General features: G+C 45.0%; 20 protein-coding genes. All 20 read left to right on the plus strand.

Features of this window, described 5'->3' with window-relative positions; genetic code table 11:
- Nucleotides 1-21: 21 nt before the first annotated feature.
- The 20 genes from flgG (at nt 22) to M3629_RS04370 (ending at nt 17,774) form a co-directional block, all read left to right on the plus strand.
- Nucleotides 22-837, plus strand: coding sequence for a flagellar basal body rod protein FlgG (gene flgG / locus M3629_RS04275; protein ID WP_251503031.1), 816 nt, complete (start codon nt 22-24; stop codon nt 835-837).
- Between the two features lie 66 nt (nt 838-903).
- Nucleotides 904-1,125 (plus strand): flagellar FlbD family protein, encoded by a 222-nt coding sequence (locus tag M3629_RS04280; protein ID WP_056700597.1) that lies wholly within the window; start codon nt 904-906, stop codon nt 1,123-1,125.
- A complete protein-coding gene (locus tag M3629_RS04285) occupies nt 1,125-1,583 on the plus strand; it encodes a flagellar basal body-associated FliL family protein (protein WP_251503032.1) in 459 nt (152 codons plus the stop codon). Before M3629_RS04280 ends, M3629_RS04285 begins: the two co-directional genes overlap by 1 nt.
- Nucleotides 1,584-1,622: 39 nt before the next feature.
- Nucleotides 1,623-2,621 carry a flagellar motor switch protein FliM gene (gene fliM / locus M3629_RS04290; RefSeq protein WP_251503033.1) on the plus strand — a complete coding sequence of 333 codons (999 nt, stop codon included), beginning with the start codon at nt 1,623-1,625 and terminating at the stop codon, nt 2,619-2,621.
- The gene (fliY, locus tag M3629_RS04295) at nt 2,611-3,927 is read left to right on the plus strand and encodes a flagellar motor switch phosphatase FliY (RefSeq protein WP_251503034.1); all 1,317 of its coding nucleotides are present in this window, start codon (nt 2,611-2,613) and stop codon (nt 3,925-3,927) included. Before fliM ends, fliY begins: the two co-directional genes overlap by 11 nt.
- 28 nt (nt 3,928-3,955) lie before the next feature.
- On the plus strand, nt 3,956-4,321 hold the full coding sequence (locus tag M3629_RS04300; RefSeq protein WP_090923862.1) for a response regulator: 366 nt from the start codon (nt 3,956-3,958) through the stop codon (nt 4,319-4,321).
- 11 nt (nt 4,322-4,332) lie between these two features.
- The gene (locus M3629_RS04305) at nt 4,333-4,869 is read left to right on the plus strand and encodes a flagellar biosynthetic protein FliO (protein ID WP_251504540.1); all 537 of its coding nucleotides are present in this window, start codon (nt 4,333-4,335) and stop codon (nt 4,867-4,869) included.
- Nucleotides 4,866-5,621, plus strand: coding sequence for a flagellar type III secretion system pore protein FliP (fliP, locus tag M3629_RS04310; protein ID WP_123064459.1), 756 nt, complete (start codon nt 4,866-4,868; stop codon nt 5,619-5,621). Before M3629_RS04305 ends, fliP begins: the two co-directional genes overlap by 4 nt.
- Nucleotides 5,622-5,646: 25 nt before the next feature.
- Entirely contained in the window at nt 5,647-5,916 is a 270-nt protein-coding gene (fliQ, locus tag M3629_RS04315) for a flagellar biosynthesis protein FliQ (RefSeq protein ID WP_251503035.1), read from the plus strand.
- 10 nt (nt 5,917-5,926) lie between these two features.
- The gene (gene fliR / locus M3629_RS04320) at nt 5,927-6,715 is read left to right on the plus strand and encodes a flagellar biosynthetic protein FliR (protein WP_251503036.1); all 789 of its coding nucleotides are present in this window, start codon (nt 5,927-5,929) and stop codon (nt 6,713-6,715) included.
- A 22-nt stretch (nt 6,716-6,737) separates the two neighbouring features.
- On the plus strand, nt 6,738-7,820 hold the full coding sequence (gene flhB, locus M3629_RS04325) for a flagellar biosynthesis protein FlhB (protein WP_251503037.1): 1,083 nt from the start codon (nt 6,738-6,740) through the stop codon (nt 7,818-7,820).
- 24 nt (nt 7,821-7,844) lie between these two features.
- The gene (flhA, locus tag M3629_RS04330; RefSeq protein WP_251503038.1) at nt 7,845-9,878 is read left to right on the plus strand and encodes a flagellar biosynthesis protein FlhA; all 2,034 of its coding nucleotides are present in this window, start codon (nt 7,845-7,847) and stop codon (nt 9,876-9,878) included.
- Nucleotides 9,875-11,239, plus strand: coding sequence for a flagellar biosynthesis protein FlhF (gene flhF / locus M3629_RS04335; protein WP_251503039.1), 1,365 nt, complete (start codon nt 9,875-9,877; stop codon nt 11,237-11,239). Before flhA ends, flhF begins: the two co-directional genes overlap by 4 nt.
- On the plus strand, nt 11,236-12,123 hold the full coding sequence (locus M3629_RS04340) for a MinD/ParA family protein (RefSeq protein WP_251503040.1): 888 nt from the start codon (nt 11,236-11,238) through the stop codon (nt 12,121-12,123). Before flhF ends, M3629_RS04340 begins: the two co-directional genes overlap by 4 nt.
- A gap of 32 nt (nt 12,124-12,155) precedes the next feature.
- Nucleotides 12,156-13,604, plus strand: a complete 1,449-nt coding sequence (locus M3629_RS04345) for a chemotaxis protein CheB (protein ID WP_251503041.1) — start codon at nt 12,156-12,158, stop codon at nt 13,602-13,604.
- 32 nt (nt 13,605-13,636) lie between these two features.
- Nucleotides 13,637-15,709 (plus strand): chemotaxis protein CheA, encoded by a 2,073-nt coding sequence (locus M3629_RS04350; RefSeq protein WP_251503042.1) that lies wholly within the window; start codon nt 13,637-13,639, stop codon nt 15,707-15,709.
- 42 nt (nt 15,710-15,751) lie between these two features.
- Entirely contained in the window at nt 15,752-16,213 is a 462-nt protein-coding gene (locus M3629_RS04355; protein WP_123064468.1) for a chemotaxis protein CheW, read from the plus strand.
- Nucleotides 16,214-16,222: 9 nt separating this feature from the next.
- On the plus strand, nt 16,223-16,843 hold the full coding sequence (locus tag M3629_RS04360; protein WP_251504543.1) for a chemotaxis protein CheC: 621 nt from the start codon (nt 16,223-16,225) through the stop codon (nt 16,841-16,843).
- Nucleotides 16,836-17,333: a chemotaxis protein CheD gene (locus tag M3629_RS04365; RefSeq protein ID WP_090923851.1), complete on the plus strand. Its 498-nt coding sequence runs from the start codon at nt 16,836-16,838 to the stop codon at nt 17,331-17,333. Before M3629_RS04360 ends, M3629_RS04365 begins: the two co-directional genes overlap by 8 nt.
- A gap of 3 nt (nt 17,334-17,336) precedes the next feature.
- A complete protein-coding gene (locus tag M3629_RS04370) occupies nt 17,337-17,774 on the plus strand; it encodes a hypothetical protein (RefSeq protein ID WP_251503043.1) in 438 nt (145 codons plus the stop codon).
- Nucleotides 17,775-17,785: the final 11 nt, after the last annotated feature.

Raw genomic sequence — 17,785 nt, forward strand, 5'->3', positions numbered from 1 at the left:
AGGCTGGGAGGATTTTGTAAAATGTTGAAATCGATGTACTCAGGTGTTTCCGGGATGCGGGGTTTTCAAACCAAGCTTGATGTTATTGGTAATAATATTGCGAACGTAAATACGGTTGGGTTCAAGGGGAGCCGAGTCATGTTCAAAGATATTATGAGCCAGACAACTGCGGGTGTGACTGCGCCTGGCGATGCCAACGGCGGTGTGAACGCCAAACAGATCGGTCTCGGTGTTTCGGTAGGATCTATTGATACATTACATTTGGCGGGAAGCCCAATGACTACCAATAATCCAACCGACCTACGAATCAATGGAGATGGATTTTTCCTGGTGCGTTTGAGTGATGCACAAGATGTGCCTTACTTGACTCGTGCGGGTGATTTCCATGTTGATGCAGCCCGTAACCTGGTAACTTCTGACGGTTTGTTTGTAGTGGACGCTGGTGGTGCTAACATCACCATTCCTGATGATGCCGTATCGTTTACGATCGGTCAGGACGGTTTCATCAATCAGACGATGGCTGACGGAACGTCTCAAGCTGGAGCTCAACTTGGGATTGGTAAAGTCGTTAACCCTTCAGGTCTTGAAAAAATTGGGGGGAACCTATATCGCATGACGGTGAATGCCAATCCAGATGGTACTCTTGATCCATTAACAGCAAATAGTGCTGAAAATGGCACAGGTGCGATTATTGCAGGCCAACTCGAGATGTCTAACGTGGATCTAACGGGTGAATTCACAGAGATGATTGTGGCACAACGGGGATTCCAAGCCAACTCCAGAATTGTTACAACGTCCGATGACATACTTCAAGAAGTAGTTAACCTGAAACGTTAATAACTAATTGATGATTTTGAAGTGGTGGGGGAGCTTGCTCCTCCACTCTGATTGAGGGGGCTTAGCATGATTTCGGTTACGCGGTTAAATGGTTCTCCCATGTGGTTAAATGCGCTGATGGTAGAGATCGTGGAAGAGACGCCGGACACGTATATTACTCTGGTAACGGGAAAAAGGTTAATTGTGCTTGAAAAAGCCGATGAGGTGATTTCCAAGATCAAAGAATACAACCGTGAAATTGGAGTTCAGGCAGCCACGATTAAAGTGCAGCAAACGGAGGAGTCCTGATGAAAAAGATGATGCCCTGGATTGCAACAGCATTGCTTGCAATCACACTCATTGTGGTCGTAGTTTTTGTATTTATGCAAGGTCAAGGCAAGGGCGAGAAAACACATACAGCGGCAGCTGCTGAAGAAAAAAAACTAACTGCAGATGAAATTGTAGAGGTTTCATCTGAGCTTGGACAGATTAAGACCAATTTGGCTGATGGAGATCGTATTATTATGGTTAGCTTCTCTTTCAAGTTATCGGATAAGAAAGCTAAAGAAGACTTTGAGAAAATTAAAAGTATCACGGTTAAGCCAATCATTATTGAGGCACTTGCGGACACCAAGGCTGAGGCACTGAGTTCGGCTAAAGGTATGAAACAATTCAATGAGAGACTGACGACGCTAATTAATGAAGCATTACCCGAGCCGAACTTGAAAAGCACTAACGTTTCAGACATTGTTATAGCACCAATGTAATGAATAGAACAAGCTGTAGATCTGTAAGGGGGTGAAAACATGGTGGATGTATTATCACAAAACGAGATTGACGCCCTATTAGCAGCCCTTTCCTCTGGCGAAATGGACGCCGAGGAATTGAAAAAGGAAGAAACTCAGAAGAAAATCAGATCCTATGATTTTAAGCGAGCGGTTCGTTTTTCCAAGGATCACATTCGAAGCCTGACGCGTATTCATGAAAACTTTGCTCGTTTTCTCACCACTTATTTTTCGGCCCAGTTGCGGACGTTCGTTCAGATCAATGTCGTGCAGGTAGAACAGTTGCCTTATGACGAGTTTATTCGTTCTATTCCCAAGATGACGATTTTGAACATTTTCGAAGCAGAGCCATTACAGGGACGCATGGTAATGGAGGTTCACCCCAACGTGGGTTATGCCATGCTGGATCGTCTGCTTGGAGGAACGGGGAATGCTCCGACCAAAATTGCAAGCATGACGGAAATTGAGACGACAATTATGGAGCGCATATTCAGCCGAGCCTTTGAAAGTTTGCAGGAAGCTTGGAAGACGGTACTGGATATATCCCCAAGAATGGAAGCGTTGGAGACGAATCCGCAGTTTATGCAGATTGTATCTCCCAATGAGACCATTGCCTTGATCTCACTAAGCACCAAAATTGGTGATACCACGGGCATGATCAATTTGTGTATACCGCATGTCGTTCTTGAGCCTATTATGTCCCGGTTATCAACCCACCAGTGGTTTGTTTCGGAGAAGAAAACGAGGGCTCCGGAAGAATACGAAGCGTTGAGAGCGCGAGTGAATAAAGCCAAACTACCTGTCGTAGCCGAACTCGGTGAATCCAGAATTTCGATAGCGGAGTTTTTGGGATTGTCGGTTGGCGATGTCATTACGCTGAATAAACCGGTGGAAGAGGGGCTTTCCATTAAAGTTGGTGACAGGCTGAAGTATATCGGCAGTCCAGGAACCATTAAGGACCGTGTGGCTGTGCAAATAGATCAAATTGTCGCCGAAGGAGTTGAAGAATTTGACGAGTAAGGATTATTTATCCCAGGAAGAGATCGATGCTTTGCTCCGGCAATCGGAATCGATATCGAGTTCCGAACCCGCTCAGAAAACGGTGGATGATTTTCTTACGGAGCTGGAACAGGATGCCCTGGGCGAGATTGGTAACATCACTTTTGGCAGTGCTGCGACTGCGTTGTCCACATTATTAGGCCTTAAAGTGGATATTACAACACCTAAAGTATCAATCATTAGCCGAACACAGTTCGAAGAGGCATTTCCTAAACCACATGTTGCGGTTCATGTGAATTACGTTGACGGATTCGAGGGTATTAATTCACTGGTTATCAAGAAAAGAGATGCGCAAATTATCGCTGATCTAATGCTGGGTGGAGAAGGAAATCCGGCTGACGAAGATCTGAATGAAATTCACATCAGTGCAGTTCAAGAAGCAATGAACCAAATGATGGGATCTTCTGCTACATCGATGTCAACGATCTTTAACCGTTTTGTTAATATATCTCCACCGGGTATTGATATTCTCAACTTGGAAAGTGGAGAAGGTGTGACCAACCTCCCGCCAGATGAAACACTTATTCAAGTTTCGTTTCGTCTGTTAGTAGGGGATTTGATTGATTCGAATCTGATGCAACTGCTTCCTGTGCATTTCGCGAAAAATATGGTGGATATGCTGATAGGGGGAGCTCAGGAGTCGACATCTAGTGCACCCGTGGCTTCAACACCTGATCCGGCGCCGACACCACCACCGGTTGCGCCTCCTGCGCCAACGCCGCAACCAGCTATGGAGCAGCCGCCGGCGGCTCAGCAACAGATGCCTCCACATGCTCCACAACAGCCCGCTCAGGACTACAGCGGGTACGGACAAGCTCCGATGGGGATGCCTCAGGGCATGCCGCCACAGCAGCCATATGGCATGCCGCCGCAGCAACCATACAGTATGCCACCACAACCAGCTTACGGTGAGCCTCACCACTATGGCGGTGCACAAAATAGGAATGTGAATGTACAGCCTGTACAATTTGCTAATTTCCAAAATGGGGCTTATGGTCAGGTAGACGAGAACAATTTGAATTTATTGATGGACATTCCCCTTAAAGTCACCGTAGAATTAGGAAGGACCCAGAAGCAAATTAAAGATATATTGGAACTATCACAAGGTTCGATTGTCGAACTGGATAAGTTGGCTGGCGAGCCTGTCGATATCCTGGTCAATAACAAACTGATTGCCAAGGGAGAAGTTGTTGTCATTGACGAAAACTTTGGTGTTCGTGTTATAGATATCGTAAGCCAATGGGACCGGATACAGAAATTACAATAAGCACAATCTAGGGAGGATTTGAACCAACATGGCAAACCGAATTTTAGTCGTAGACGACGCTGCATTTATGAGAATGATGATCCGGGACATTTTGTCCAAAAATGGGTACGAAGTCGTAGGAGAAGCACCAGATGGTGCACAAGCCGTTGAGAAGTTCAAGGAACTTCGTCCGGATCTAATTACAATGGATATTACAATGCCTGAAATGGATGGTATTGCTGCTTTGAAAGAAATCAAAAAAATTGATGCTAATGCAAAAGTAATTATGTGTTCTGCAATGGGTCAACAAGCAATGGTTATTGATGCCATTCAAGCTGGAGCCAAAGATTTTATCGTTAAACCTTTCCAATCTGATCGGGTTATCGAAGCAATCAGCAAAACACTGGGAGCTTAAGAAACATGTTGATGGCTCAGGGAGGTACTCCAGAACCAGCTGGCGCGGGAATCAATTATTATCTACAGCTAGTATGGGTGATTGTTGTCCTGGCCGTCATCCTGGTTCTTATCGTCTACCTGATCCGATTCTTGAACAAACGAAATCAGCAATGGTTTCGAAGCGGAACTATTCGCATTCTGGGCGGAGTCGGACTAGGGCAAAACAAGTCACTGCAAATTTTAGAGATTGGCGGAAACGTTTATTTGATTGGTGTGGGCGAGAATATACAGTTGCTGGATAAGGTTTCGGATCTGGAAGAAGCACAGCGAATCATAGATTCCTTTGAACGGGATGCTATTTCACAGCAAGGAAGTCTTCCACCCCTCATAGCCAAGCTCGCTAAACGTCTTCGTAAAGAAGAGCCGCCTCGGGAAATGGAAATTGAGGACACTGCTTCTTTTCATGAGATGTTTGAATCCAAACTTCGGCAGATGCCAAACCGTAAAGAGAAGATGGAGAAGCTCCTGGATCAAGACAATACTACAGATCGGTCGAGGGATTCATGAAGAAAAAGATTTGGTTAGCGTGTTGTTTCATAGGACTTATCAGCCTGGCATCCGTTACGGTGGCTTTTGCCGAGCCGATTCCGAATATTGATATACAGATTGGAAACGGTGATGGCAGCACGCCAAGTACTAGTTCATTATCTATTATTCTATTGATTACGGTGCTTAGTATAGCCCCGGCATTGCTGGTACTGATGACTAGTTTTACCCGGATTGTAATTGTGCTTGGGTTTGTCCGAACTTCACTCGGAACCCAGCAGATGCCTCCGAATCAGGTGTTGGTCGGTCTTGCCCTTTTCCTTACACTTTTCATTATGTCTCCAACGTTGTCTTCCATTAATCAGGTTGCTTTGCAGCCTTATCTTAAAGGAGATTTGACACAAACGGAGGCGCTGGAAAAGGCAGCAGATCCGATTAAGAAATTTATGTTTACTCATACGCGTGAGAAGGATATCTTGCTGTTCATGAAATACAATCAGGCGGAACAGCCTAAATCGTATCAGGATATTCCTATCACGGTAATGGTACCGGCATATGCAATCAGTGAGCTCAAAACAGCTTTCCAGATGGGATTCATGATATTTATTCCTTTCCTGGTGATCGACATTGTTGTGGCGAGTACACTCATGGCCATGGGTATGATGATGCTTCCCCCGGTCATGATCTCATTACCTTTCAAAATACTGCTCTTTGTTCTGGTGGACGGGTGGTATCTGGTAGTCAAGTCACTGTTGCTGAGTTTTAATACTTGAACCGGAGCGTTAAAGGAGGACGGTCATGACTTCGGAGTTTATTATCGGTCTGGCCGGAAAAGCAGTATACACGTCATTGCTGGCCAGTGCACCTATGCTTATATTAGCTCTGGTTGTAGGACTTCTTATTAGTATTTTTCAAGCAACGACTCAAATTCAGGAGCAGACACTCGCTTTTGTACCTAAAATTATCGCCGTGTTGTTAGCGGTGCTTATGTTTGGGCCCTGGATCTTGAATATATTAATGGATTTCACATTCAACATACTCGATAATTTATACAGATACATAGGGTAGGCTTTAGCCGATGGAGACATTGCTGCAAAGTTTCCCTGTCGCTCTGCTTATGTTTTGTCGAATTGCCTCATTTTTTGTAACTGCACCTGTGTTTTCAGCTCGAAATGTGCCCGCTTCGTTCAAAGTGGGAATATCTGCATTTGTTACGCTGACAGTGTACATGAGCTTTGGTATTCATCAGACTGTTCCAACCGACGTAAGTTACATTCTGCTGGTTATCAGAGAAATCCTTATCGGTCTGCTTCTGGGATTTACAGCCTATCTTCTCATGACGGCAGTCCAGACGGCGGGAACATTTATTGATCTTCAGATTGGTTTTGGTATGGCTAATGTTTACGACCCTATGACTGGTGCATCTGCACCGCTCACAGGTAACCTGAAATATGCTTTCGCCATGCTACTCTTTTTGACAATGAATGGTCACCATTATCTGCTAGATGGCATTGTGTATAGTTACCGCTGGATTCCATTATCCAATCAATTTTATATCAGACTAGCCGATGGAAGTATAGCAGAGTTTTTGGTGAACACGTTAGGACAATCATTTATGTTGGCTTTCCAAATGGCAGCGCCAATTGTTGTAGCATTGTTTTTGACAGATGTAGGTTTAGGCTTTCTAGCCAAAACTGCTCCACAATTTAATGTTTTTGCTGTCGGACTGCCGCTTAAATTACTCGTTGGATTGGCCATTTTGCTTTTGCTCGTTCCTAGCTTTGGATTTATATTTAGTCAATTATTTGAAGCCATATTTAGATCCATGGAGAAATTACTAGGTACGATTGGGCAAAGACCTGGATGAGGGATTGGAGGGTAAGACTCACATGAAACTTCAACTCGACCTCCAGTTATTTTCCGGAGAGAAGACGGAAAAAGCTACTCCCAAGAAGAGAAGTGATGCCCGTAAAAAGGGACAGGTTGTCAAGAGCGCAGAAATTTCTGGAGCTTCCATTCTCTTGTTTACGTTTTTAATCCTCATGACTTTTAGTGATTTTTACAAAGAGCGAATTGTTCGATTGTTCACAGATATTTTCATGAACAGGCTGAGCATGGAAGTTAATAGTGAAAATGTTATGGCTTTGATGATGCGTTATGGAATAGAAGTTATGTTGTTACTCGCGCCTGTTTTGATTGTAGCTTATCTTGTAGCCTTGCTTGTGAATTATATGCAGGTTGGATTTCTGCTGATCGGTGAGGGATTGAAGCCAAAGCTTGAGAAGTTAGATCCGATTAAAGGCTTCAAAAATATATTCTCATTACGATCATTGGTTGAATTCGCTAAGTCAATCTTAAAAATGACAATTATCGGGTATTTGGTATACAGCACTATTATTCAATACAAGTCAGACATAGCTGCACTTTCTCATTTCTCGCTTGACGCAATTTTACACTTTGCGGCCTCAATTACTTTGAGCCTTGGGGTTAAGATTGCTGCCGCTCTGATGGTTTTGGCCATATTTGATTACATCTATCAAAAGTATGATAACGAAAAGAAACTGAGGATGTCTAAGCAAGATATCAAGGATGAGTATAAGAAAATGGAAGGCGATCCGCTGATCAAAGGCAAAATCCGGGAGCGTCAGCGTCGTATGGCTATGCAGCGTATGATGCAGGAAGTACCGAACGCAGATGTCATCATCACGAACCCGACACACTTTGCAGTAGCACTGAAGTACGAGGGGTCCGAGATGGAGGCTCCGCAAATTATTGCTAAAGGGCAGGATTATGTCGCTCTGCGCATTAAAGAAATTGCCAAAGAACACGGTGTGATTACGATGGAAAACAAACCACTGGCACGGGCATTGTTCCAGAGAGCTGAGATTGGTGACGCTATACCGGCCGATTTGTTTCAAGCTGTAGCCGAAGTGCTGGCTTATGTATATAAACTTAAGGGCAGAACGAAATAACAGGGATCGGAGGCCGTACATTCATTGAAAACAAAAGATTTAGCTATCCTTGCGGGTATTATCGGCATTGTGTTGATGATGATTCTTCCGATCCCGGCCTGGCTGCTCGATTTACTGCTTGTTATCAACATCTCAATTGCTTTGATGATTTTGCTTGTTGCCATGAACAGCAAAGAAGCGTTACAGTTTTCCATATTTCCGGCGTTGTTGCTGATTACTACGCTGTTTCGATTGGCACTCAATATCTCAACAACAAAGCTGATCCTTGGTACAGGGGATGCGGGAGCTGTTGTTGCTACTTTTGGTAGCTGGATAGCTGGCGGGCAGATAGCCATTGGATTTATCGTGTTTTTGATCCTGGTGGTCGTACAGTTTATCGTTATTACTAAAGGTTCCGAACGTGTAGCTGAAGTTGCAGCAAGGTTCACCCTCGATGCTATGCCTGGTAAACAAATGAGTATTGATGCGGACTTGAATGCTGGTTTAATTAATGAACAGCAAGCCCGTGAGCGCCGTTCCAAAATTGAACGTGAAGCCGACTTTTATGGAGCGATGGATGGTGCCAGCAAATTCGTAAAAGGGGATGCCATTGCAAGTATTATCATTCTCTTAATCAACCTAATCGGTGGATTTATTATCGGTATGACGGTACATGGTTACGATTTTGCAACATCACTTTCCACGTACTCGGTTCTGACCATAGGGGACGGATTGGTTAGCCAAATTCCTGCACTTCTTATTTCGACTGCTGCAGGGTTGATTGTTACCAGAGCCTCATCGGAAGGAAACTTGGCAGATGACATTACTGGCCAGTTGTTTACATATCCGATACTCATCTATATCGTAGCTTTTGTCATCGCAATGCTGGGATTCTTCACGCCGATTCACGTAATTACGACGCTACCGCTCGCAGGTGCTCTTGCTTTTGCCGCCTGGCGCATGCAGAATAATCTGAATATGAAACAGGAAGCAGAGGAGCAGTTGGAAGAAGAACAACAGATTGAAGAGGTCAGAAGTCCTGAAAGTGTCATTAATTTGCTTCAGGTGGATCCGATCGAATTCGAGTTTGGATATGGTTTGATTCCACTGGCTGACAATCAACAAGGCGGAGATTTACTTGATCGGATTATTATGATTCGAAGACAATGTGCGCTTGAATTGGGTCTGGTAGTACCAGTAATCCGTATTCGTGACAATATTCAATTAAGACCTAATGAGTATGTGATTAAAATTAAGGGTAATGCGGTTGGTGGCGGGGAACTGCTTCTGAACCATTATCTCGCGATGAGTCCTGGATATGATGAAGAGTCTGTAACAGGAATCGAAACTACAGAGCCGGCGTTTGGTTTACCTGCGCTATGGATTGATGAAGTGACTAAAGATCGGGCAGAATTAGCTGGATATACGGTAGTCGATCCACCATCGGTCGTTGCGACTCATCTGACAGAACTCATCAAGAAACATGCGCATGAACTGCTTGGAAGACAAGAAACGAAAGCGCTCGTGGATAACCTTAGGGAGAATTATGCTGCACTGGTGGATGAACTGATTCCTTCTGTTCTCTCGATCGGTGATGTACAAAAGGTATTAGCCAAGCTGCTACGAGAAAAAGTATCGATTCGAGATATGGTCACCATTTTTGAAACGCTTGCAGACTATGGAACTTATACGAAGGATCCAGATGTGTTGACGGAGTACGTTAGACAATCGTTATCTCGTCAGATTACACAACAATTCTCGCAAAAAGGCGAAACACTTCAAGTGATAACGGTTGGACCAGGGCTTGAGAAGAAAATAGCTGAGAGCGTGCAACAATCGGAGCAAGGAAGCTATCTTGCACTGGATCCAGTCTCTACTCAAAGTGTGTATCAAAAGCTGAGTGAACAAGTAAATCGTTTAATTCAATCGGGTCAACAGCCCATCGTGTTAACTTCTCCAACCATTCGAATGTATCTGCGTCAGGTGATTGAACGAACGATGCAGGATATTCCGGTGCTCTCCTATAGCGAGTTGGAGCCGAATGTTGAAATTCAAAGTATCGGGGTGGTGAACTTATGAGAGTAAAACAATACGTTGTTGAGACCATGCCCGAAGCTATGCTCCAAATTCGCAAAGACTTAGGAAGTGACGCCGTCATTCTGTCCACCAAAGAAATTAAGGTGGGCGGAGTGCTCGGGATGTTTCGGAAAAAACGTATCGAAGTGGTTGCTGCTGTAGATAAAGAACAGTCCAATCAGGTGAATGGTTCTTCTTTTAAGAAGGCACAAAATTCATTTACGCCTGTGCCTCGTTCGTTTGTACCTGAAGCTTATGCTCAAACCGCTCGTTCGTTTGAAGCTGGTTCAGATGACAGGGAAACTTTAGCGACGGTAGACCAAAAAGGGCAGGTGAAAACGGCGGCTGTTCCATCTGTATCCAAATCAAGTGGTATAGATGAAAAAATGGATTACGGCTCAGATTTTCTGAGCAGTGAGCATAAACCGCGACCGCAAGGGGCGGATTTTTCGGGTTCAACGCCTAGTGTTCAAGATCGTGGTTTGGATCAGCAACAGGACAAGCTGTTGAACGAGTTACATGACTTGAAGCAGATGATGACTAAGCTTTCGAAGCACGGTACCGTTGCGACAACAATTCCTGAAGAATTAAGGAAGAGCCAGGAAAAGCTTACGGACCAAGAAATTTGGCCGGAAGTATGGGAATCATGGTTTGAACCTATTGAGCAGGGTTTAGCCGAGGGCAAACTGCAAGATTCGGACGTCGAAGAGGCACTTCGGTTGGAGGTAGCGGCTTTTCTGAAGGACCGCATTCAAGAGGGTATTATGCCTAGCACTCGGATTGTATACGTGGCTGGACCTACAGGGGTCGGAAAAACAACAACGATTGCCAAGCTGGCTGCGGAGCAGATGTTTAAAAAGCAGCGCAAAGTTGGTTTTATTACTTCAGATACGTACCGGATCTCCGCAGTGGAACAGCTAAGAACCTATGCATCGATTTTGAACGTGCCGCTTGAAGTTGTGCAGTCACCGGGTGATACGCAACGTGCCATCTCACGGCTGGAAAACTGTGATTTGATCTTTATGGATACGGCAGGCAGGAACTATAGAAACGAATTGCTTGTCTCCGAACTGCAGAGCCTACTTGCTCCTGTTGAGAACAGTGAAACCTTTCTGGTGATGAGTATGACTGCGAAGAGCATGGATATGGTACAGATTACGGAGCATTTCAGTAAATATGGATTGGATAAAGTAATCTTTACCAAAATGGATGAAACGGGAACTTGCGGCCCGTTGTTTAATCTTCTTCATCGTTTTCCGCTCAAACTTGCTTATGTGGCAAACGGTCAGAATGTGCCCGATGATCTATTGAAGCCCGATGTGGATTGGTTGTCCAAGGCTTTATTGGGAGAAGAAAACCAATGATGGATCAGGCAGCATCACTCCGAAGTCTGGTCTCTGCGCCACTAGAGAGAGATGAGAGCAAAGGGAGTAGCCGTTCCTCCAAAATTATTACGGTAGCTAGTGGTAAAGGTGGGGTGGGCAAGTCCAATTTCACACTAAACTTTGCACTGACTCTTCATTCTATGGGTAAAAAAGTGCTGGTGTTTGATGCAGATATCGGTATGGCAAATATCGATGTTTTGATGGGAACTTCTTCTTCCTATAATCTGTATCATCTTTTATACCGACATAAAACTATAAGGGAAATCATACAACTTGGTGCTGATGGCCTGCCATATATTGCAGGAGGGTCGGGAATGAAGGAACTATTCTCCTTGTCTGAACGTGATCTGGAATTTTTCGCCAGTGAGGTAGAGGACATTGCTCAAGAGATGGATTACGTCATTTTCGACACTGGGGCTGGCCTTTCCAAGGAAAATATGAGATTCATCGGCGCTGCTGATGAATGCCTGATTGTAACTACTCCTGAACCGACTTCAATAACGGATGCTTATGCCTTAGTCAAAGTCATGCACGGTCAAGAGCAAGAAACTCCTTTTCGAATGATTGTAAACCGGGTTGAAGATGAAAGGGAGGCGGAGCGGGTAGCGGATAAAATTGCTGGAGTGGCGAGGAGGTTTTTGCAAACAGATATCCCGCTCTTAGGGTATATCTCAGAGGATGCTCAGGTTGTTACAGCGGTGAAGAAACAGATACCCTATCGATTAGCTTACCCTCATTGCAAGGCTTCTAAAGATATTCAAAAACTTGCCCTTCGATATCTGGCTGTACCTGCAGCTCCGGAATCCGGAACCTTATCAGGAATCAGGGGATTTATGAAAAAGTGGCTTAAACGAACAACATGATTTCTGAAAAAAGGAAACAGAGGTGACACAATATGGCGGTCTATCAAGTATTGGTTGTCGATGATTCCGCTTTTATGCGCAAAATTGTGACGGATTTAATTGAAGCGGACTCAGAGTTTAAGGTTACAGCCACTGCGTCAAACGGCAAGGAAGCCATCCAAAAAGCATTAGAATTGAAACCTGATATCATCACGATGGATGTCGAAATGCCAGAAATGAATGGACTGGATGCGCTAAAATCTATCATGGAGGACTCCTTCATTCCAGTTATTATGCTCTCTGGTATTAATGAACAAGGTATGAAAGAGACCATTATGGCTCTCGAAGCCGGCGCATTTGACTTTATTCGTAAGCCTTCTGTTGTGCATGATCAGGATATCGCTCAGGTTGGCAAAGCGTTGGTTGAACGAATGCGTGCTGCCATGCATGAAGTGAAACGAAAAGCTGAGCGTAAAGAATCGATCAAAAAAATCGAGGCTTCCCGTAGTACTGTGGTTCCTCCTGTAGCACAACCGGTGAAGAAGGATGAGGCAACGAAGGACATGGTTGAACCGCTTCAAAAAACAGCTCCGCCCATACTTGCAAAAAGCGAGCTTTCATTTGAAAAGCGTACTGCAGTCTCTCAAGCTAAAAAGCAACCTGGTGTCCCGCCTTCTCCTCCGAAATCGGAGCGTATGATTACGAAAAAAGATGGCTTAGGTAAGCCAGATCAATCTGCTCGTACGAAAACGGATATAGTAAGCAAGCCGCCTGTGAGTCCACTTCAAGCTCGCAAAGAGGTCAGATCGCCAGAGGTGCCCCGGCTCCAGACGAAACAGCCAGTTGCCAGTTCAGCGCCTGTTCCCGCAAAGGAGCCTGCTAAACTTAATACGGCTTTTAAAACTTCAGCGGGATCGGAAGGATCGTTCAACAAACTTGTTGCGATCGGCTCTTCAACTGGTGGGCCAAGGGCTCTCAAGACTTTACTTGAACAATTGCCTGCAGATTTGCCAGCCCCAGTCATTATTGTGCAGCATATGCCGCCTAATTTCACCCGTTCACTTGCACAACGGTTGAATACATTTAGCCCGCTTCATGTAGTTGAGGCAGAAGACGGCATGGTGCTTAAAAAGGGGATGGCTTATATCGCGCCTGGTGGTTTCCATTTGAGAGTTCACAAGGCAGCAGATGGAAGATTTATCTTGAAGCTGAGTGAGGATCAACAGGTAAATGGACACAGACCTTCAGTGGATACAATGTTTGAGTCGCTTCTGCCGTTTACATCTTTACAACGACATCTAGTTCTTTTGACAGGTATGGGGAGCGACGGGGCGCGTATGATGAAAAAATTATACGAGACTGGAGTCACATCAACGTTTGCCGAAAATGAAGAAACTTGTGTTGTCTATGGTATGCCGCGTTCAGCTGTAGAGCTGCAATGCGTGCGTCATCTTCTGCCCCTGCAGGAGATTGCGCCAAGACTTGTTCAAGCAGTGAAATAACGGAGTGTAACTTACGGAGGAGGTGCCTCACAATGGACATGAACCAATATTTATCCATGTTTATTGATGAGTCTAATGATCATCTACAATCTCTTAACGAAAACATGCTACAACTAGAAGCGAATCCGGAGGATCTGGGGATAGTACAGGTCATCTTCCGTTCAGCTCATACTCTCAAAGGTATGGCGGCAACCATGGGATTCGAGGATTTGGCTTCACTGACACATAAAATGGAAAATGTACTGGATATGGTTCGTAATGAAAAGTTGAAAATGCAGGATTACATTTTTGACACCATGTTCAAGAGTTTGGATGCTTTGGAGACTATGGTTCAGGATATTACCGGAGGCGGCGAAGGTAAAGCGGATGTCTCCTCCATTGTTGCTTCGCTTCAGGCTATTGAAAGTGGCGAATGGACAGGCGGCAGTGCTCCTGCTGCAAAAGCAGACAAGCAAACGAACTCCTCGATCTCCAATGCTGTAGAACTGGACGAATTCCAATATTCGGTTCTTGATCAGTCGATCGCAGAAGGTCACCGTGTATTCTACGTTGACGTCATTGTGAGTGAGCATAGTCAGTTAAAAGGTGTTCGGGCATACATGGTGTTTGACATGCTTGAACGTTCAGGTGAGGTCGTTAAGGCTTACCCTTCTGTTCAGGATATCGAGCAAGAGAAGTTTGAGCGCAGTTTCTCGTTGTATTACATAACGACTAAAGAGGCGCAAGAACTGGAAAAGGGCATTATGAGCATCTCGGAGATCGAGAGTGCCAAGTTGATTCAGCTGGATCAAGAAACGTTGCAGCAGATGACGAATCAGGTGGCTGCCGCAGTTGCGGTGGAAGAAGCACCAGCCCCAGTGATCAGTAAAGAAGCGCCTGCTGTAGATTCAAAGCCTCAAGAAGAAGGTAAAGCGGTTTCCACGAAAGCAGCAACGCCGAAACAGGCAGCGGCACCTTCACGCACAATTCGTGTTGACATTGAGCGTCTTGATGTATTGATGAACTTGTTCAGCGAATTATTGATCGACCGTTCACGTCTTGAACAATTAGCAAGTGAGACAGGCAATAACGATCTGTCGGATACTGTAGCCCACTTGAGCCGCGTGAGTACGGACTTGCAGAATATCGTACTGAAATTGCGGATGGTTCCTGTAGATACAGTCTTTAACCGCTTCCCACGAATGATTCGTGACTTGGCTAAGACATTGGATAAAAAGATCGATCTCGTCATTACAGGTGCTGAAACAGAACTGGACAGAACGGTTATTGATGAAATCGGAGATCCACTTGTGCATCTGTTACGTAATGCGGTTGACCATGGTGTTGAATCCATCTCGGAGCGTGTCGCAGCTGGAAAACCGGAAATGGGCACAGTTAATCTGCGAGCTTTCCACAGTGGTAACCACGTGTTTATTGAGATCGAAGACGATGGTAAAGGAATTTATCGTGACAAACTCCTGCAAACAGCGATCAAACGAGGCGTTGTGACGGAGGAACAAGGTGCAAAAATGAGCGATGATGAAGTCAATCAATTGTTGTTCGCTCCTGGATTCAGCACAGCTGATAAGATTTCGGATATTTCTGGCCGCGGAGTAGGTCTGGACGTTGTAAAATCAAAAATCACTTCGCTTGGCGGTAATGTAACGATTACATCAACTCCAGGCAAAGGTACGAATTTCTCCGTACAGCTTCCATTGACTCTGTCTATCATTGCTGCGATGCTTGTACGACTTGGTTCAGAGAAGTATGCAGTTCCATTGTCTTCGATCGTAGAGACCGCGATTGTACAGCGTGAGCAAGTTCGTAATATCCATGGCAATAAAATGATTACGTTCCGTGAGTCTTTGATTCCGTATCTGTCATTAAGCGAAGTTTTCGGAGTGCCGGATTTCAACGATGCGGATGAAAAAGAAACCGAGATTGTTGTGATTCGAAAAGGTGAGCGTCTGGCAGCTGTCGCTGTTGAGGAATTCATTGGTCAGAGCGAGATTGTTCTTAAATCTATGGGCACGTATCTTCCTGCGATCGAAGGAATCTCTGGTGCGACAATACTTGGAGATGGACAAGTGGCTCTGATTCTCGATCCAAACGCATTTATTAAATAAGCATGATGATGGAGTCTTAAATCGAATAGGGAGGTTTTTTACATGGAAGAAGAGTTGAAAGTCATCGTCTTTAAATTGGGAACCGAAGAGTATGGAATTGAGGTAGACAAGGTTCAGACTATTGAGCGCATGATGCCCATTACCCGCGTTCCCAAAACACTTTCCTTTGTAAAAGGAGTTATCAACCTGCGTGGTGTTGTTATTCCGGTTATTGATCTCCGCGGACGCTTCTCCCTTGCGGAAACGGAGTACACCGATCAAACACGGATCGTCATTGTTGGTGTTGACGATATGCAGGTTGGTTTTATCGTTGACTCAGCCAATGATGTTATTGACATCAAAAGCAGTTCGATCGATACTCCGCCTGAAGTGGTTGGCGGCGTGAAAGCGAGATATCTTCGTGGGGTTGCAAAATTGGAAGATGGCCGCTTGCTGATTATGCTCAACCTTAACGAAGTATTAAATAAAAGCGAGATTGTGCAGCTGGAAAGTGTTGAGGGCTAGCACGTGGAGATGTTTAACCGATTTGAGGGTTTCCAAATGGATGTGCTCAAAGAGGTCGGTAATATTGGAGCAGGCAACGCCGCTACGGCGTTGTCTCAACTCCTCAACAGACCGATTGATATGGGTGTACCCACCGTTCAGATGCTCCCATTTGAAGAGATTGCTGAAAAAGTGGGTGGCGATGAGCGTATTGTAGTCACAATATTTCTTCGTGTGGAAGGCGAAGCTCCTGGTAATCTTTTCTTTATGATGACACCAGAGGCTGCAAAATTGTTATTGAATCGTCTCGCTGGTTTTGAACTAAAAGAAGGCTTGGCGTTCACTGACATGGAACATTCAGCTCTATCTGAGATCGGTAACATTCTGGCTGGATCTTACTTGTCTTCTCTGGCCGATTTCACAAAGTTATCGATGTACCCAACGGTTCCGGGCTTGGCGATTGACATGGCGGGAGCTATCCTTAGTTATGGGTTGTTGCAATTTGGAGAGATGGGCGATGCGGCATTATTGATCGACACTTCTTTCTTTGAAGGTGAAGATCAAGTAGAAGGACAGTTTTTCCTCATCCCTGATCCACCTTCATTTGCAAAGATTTTTGAATCGCTAGGGGTGCCACTGGACTATGATTGAGGATAAGAGCATCGTTAAAGTCGGTATGGCGGATTTGAATATCGCTCAACTTCCTGGCGTAATCCGTACAACTGGCTTAGGTTCTTGTGTGGGGCTAACGATGTATGACCCACAGTTAAAACTTGCTGGAATGGCACATGTCATGCTCCCGAGCTCAGAGATTGCCAGGGAGGGTAATCTGAACACAGCCAAATACGCGGATACAGCATTGCCAGAATTGCTTGAGAAGATGCTGAAGATGGGTGCGTCTCAATCACGAATTGTATCTAAGATGGCCGGGGGTTCGCAGATGTTTGCATTCTCGGGTGCAGGAGATACCATGCGAATTGGACCGCGAAATGCAGATTCCTGTCGGGAAATGTTGGAACAGCTCAAAATTCCACTTTTGGGCGAAGATACAGGAGGAAATTACGGTCGAACTATCGAAATGAATTGTGAGACAGGACTTTTAACTATTCGTAGCGTACAAATGGGTGTAAAGGAATTATAATACATGATAGGAAACTACCGCATTAATCTTGGAGCAGGCATAGTCGGATTCGTTCTGACTTTTTTTGTAGCATTCAGCAGCAATGTGTTGATGACCAGTTTAATACGCGGATTAATTGGATTCGCAGCCTGGTATGTTCTTGCATATGGTCTGCGTTGGGGATTGGGGATATTGTTTAGTCCTTCTGTAAATGAAGCTGGTTATGCTTCAGAGGGTACTCAAGATCTAAGAGGTTCACAGGTGGACATCAAACTCGAAGATGATGGACAAGAGCTGAATGACTTGCTCAAGAACGGACAGGGCGACTCCGCGGGAGTTGATCATCCGCCATCTGAGACGAAAGCTCCAACGGGATTTTCCCCTTTGGATCCGCCTAAACTTGTCCGGACCAAGGAACCGGAGGAGTTGGCGCAGGCCGTTCGTCACCTGACAGACAAATAAGGAGGGTGAAA

It is taken from the genome of Paenibacillus polysaccharolyticus (assembly GCF_023714295.1).
Taxonomy (GTDB): domain Bacteria; phylum Bacillota; class Bacilli; order Paenibacillales; family Paenibacillaceae; genus Paenibacillus; species Paenibacillus polysaccharolyticus_A.

Excerpts from the sequence above, each read along its gene's own strand:
- M3629_RS04300 (WP_090923862.1), top strand. The coding sequence starts at position 3,956 with ATGGCAAACCGAATTTTAGTCGTAGACGACGCTGCATTTATGAGAATG.
- M3629_RS04345 (WP_251503041.1), top strand. The coding sequence starts at position 12,156 with ATGGCGGTCTATCAAGTATTGGTTGTCGATGATTCCGCTTTTATGCGC.
- M3629_RS04370 (WP_251503043.1), top strand. The coding sequence starts at position 17,337 with ATGATAGGAAACTACCGCATTAATCTTGGAGCAGGCATAGTCGGATTC.
- fliR (WP_251503036.1), top strand. The coding sequence starts at position 5,927 with ATGGAGACATTGCTGCAAAGTTTCCCTGTCGCTCTGCTTATGTTTTGT.
- flhF (WP_251503039.1), top strand. The coding sequence starts at position 9,875 with ATGAGAGTAAAACAATACGTTGTTGAGACCATGCCCGAAGCTATGCTC.
- M3629_RS04360 (WP_251504543.1), top strand. The coding sequence starts at position 16,223 with ATGTTTAACCGATTTGAGGGTTTCCAAATGGATGTGCTCAAAGAGGTC.
- M3629_RS04340 (WP_251503040.1), top strand. The coding sequence starts at position 11,236 with ATGATGGATCAGGCAGCATCACTCCGAAGTCTGGTCTCTGCGCCACTA.
- flhB (WP_251503037.1), top strand. The coding sequence starts at position 6,738 with ATGAAACTTCAACTCGACCTCCAGTTATTTTCCGGAGAGAAGACGGAA.
- M3629_RS04305 (WP_251504540.1), top strand. The coding sequence starts at position 4,333 with ATGGCTCAGGGAGGTACTCCAGAACCAGCTGGCGCGGGAATCAATTAT.
- fliP (WP_123064459.1), top strand. The coding sequence starts at position 4,866 with ATGAAGAAAAAGATTTGGTTAGCGTGTTGTTTCATAGGACTTATCAGC.
- M3629_RS04355 (WP_123064468.1), top strand. The coding sequence starts at position 15,752 with ATGGAAGAAGAGTTGAAAGTCATCGTCTTTAAATTGGGAACCGAAGAG.
- fliQ (WP_251503035.1), top strand. The coding sequence starts at position 5,647 with ATGACTTCGGAGTTTATTATCGGTCTGGCCGGAAAAGCAGTATACACG.
- M3629_RS04285 (WP_251503032.1), top strand. The coding sequence starts at position 1,125 with ATGAAAAAGATGATGCCCTGGATTGCAACAGCATTGCTTGCAATCACA.
- M3629_RS04350 (WP_251503042.1), top strand. The coding sequence starts at position 13,637 with ATGGACATGAACCAATATTTATCCATGTTTATTGATGAGTCTAATGAT.
- flgG (WP_251503031.1), top strand. The coding sequence starts at position 22 with ATGTTGAAATCGATGTACTCAGGTGTTTCCGGGATGCGGGGTTTTCAA.
- M3629_RS04365 (WP_090923851.1), top strand. The coding sequence starts at position 16,836 with ATGATTGAGGATAAGAGCATCGTTAAAGTCGGTATGGCGGATTTGAAT.
- M3629_RS04280 (WP_056700597.1), top strand. The coding sequence starts at position 904 with ATGATTTCGGTTACGCGGTTAAATGGTTCTCCCATGTGGTTAAATGCG.
- fliM (WP_251503033.1), top strand. The coding sequence starts at position 1,623 with ATGGTGGATGTATTATCACAAAACGAGATTGACGCCCTATTAGCAGCC.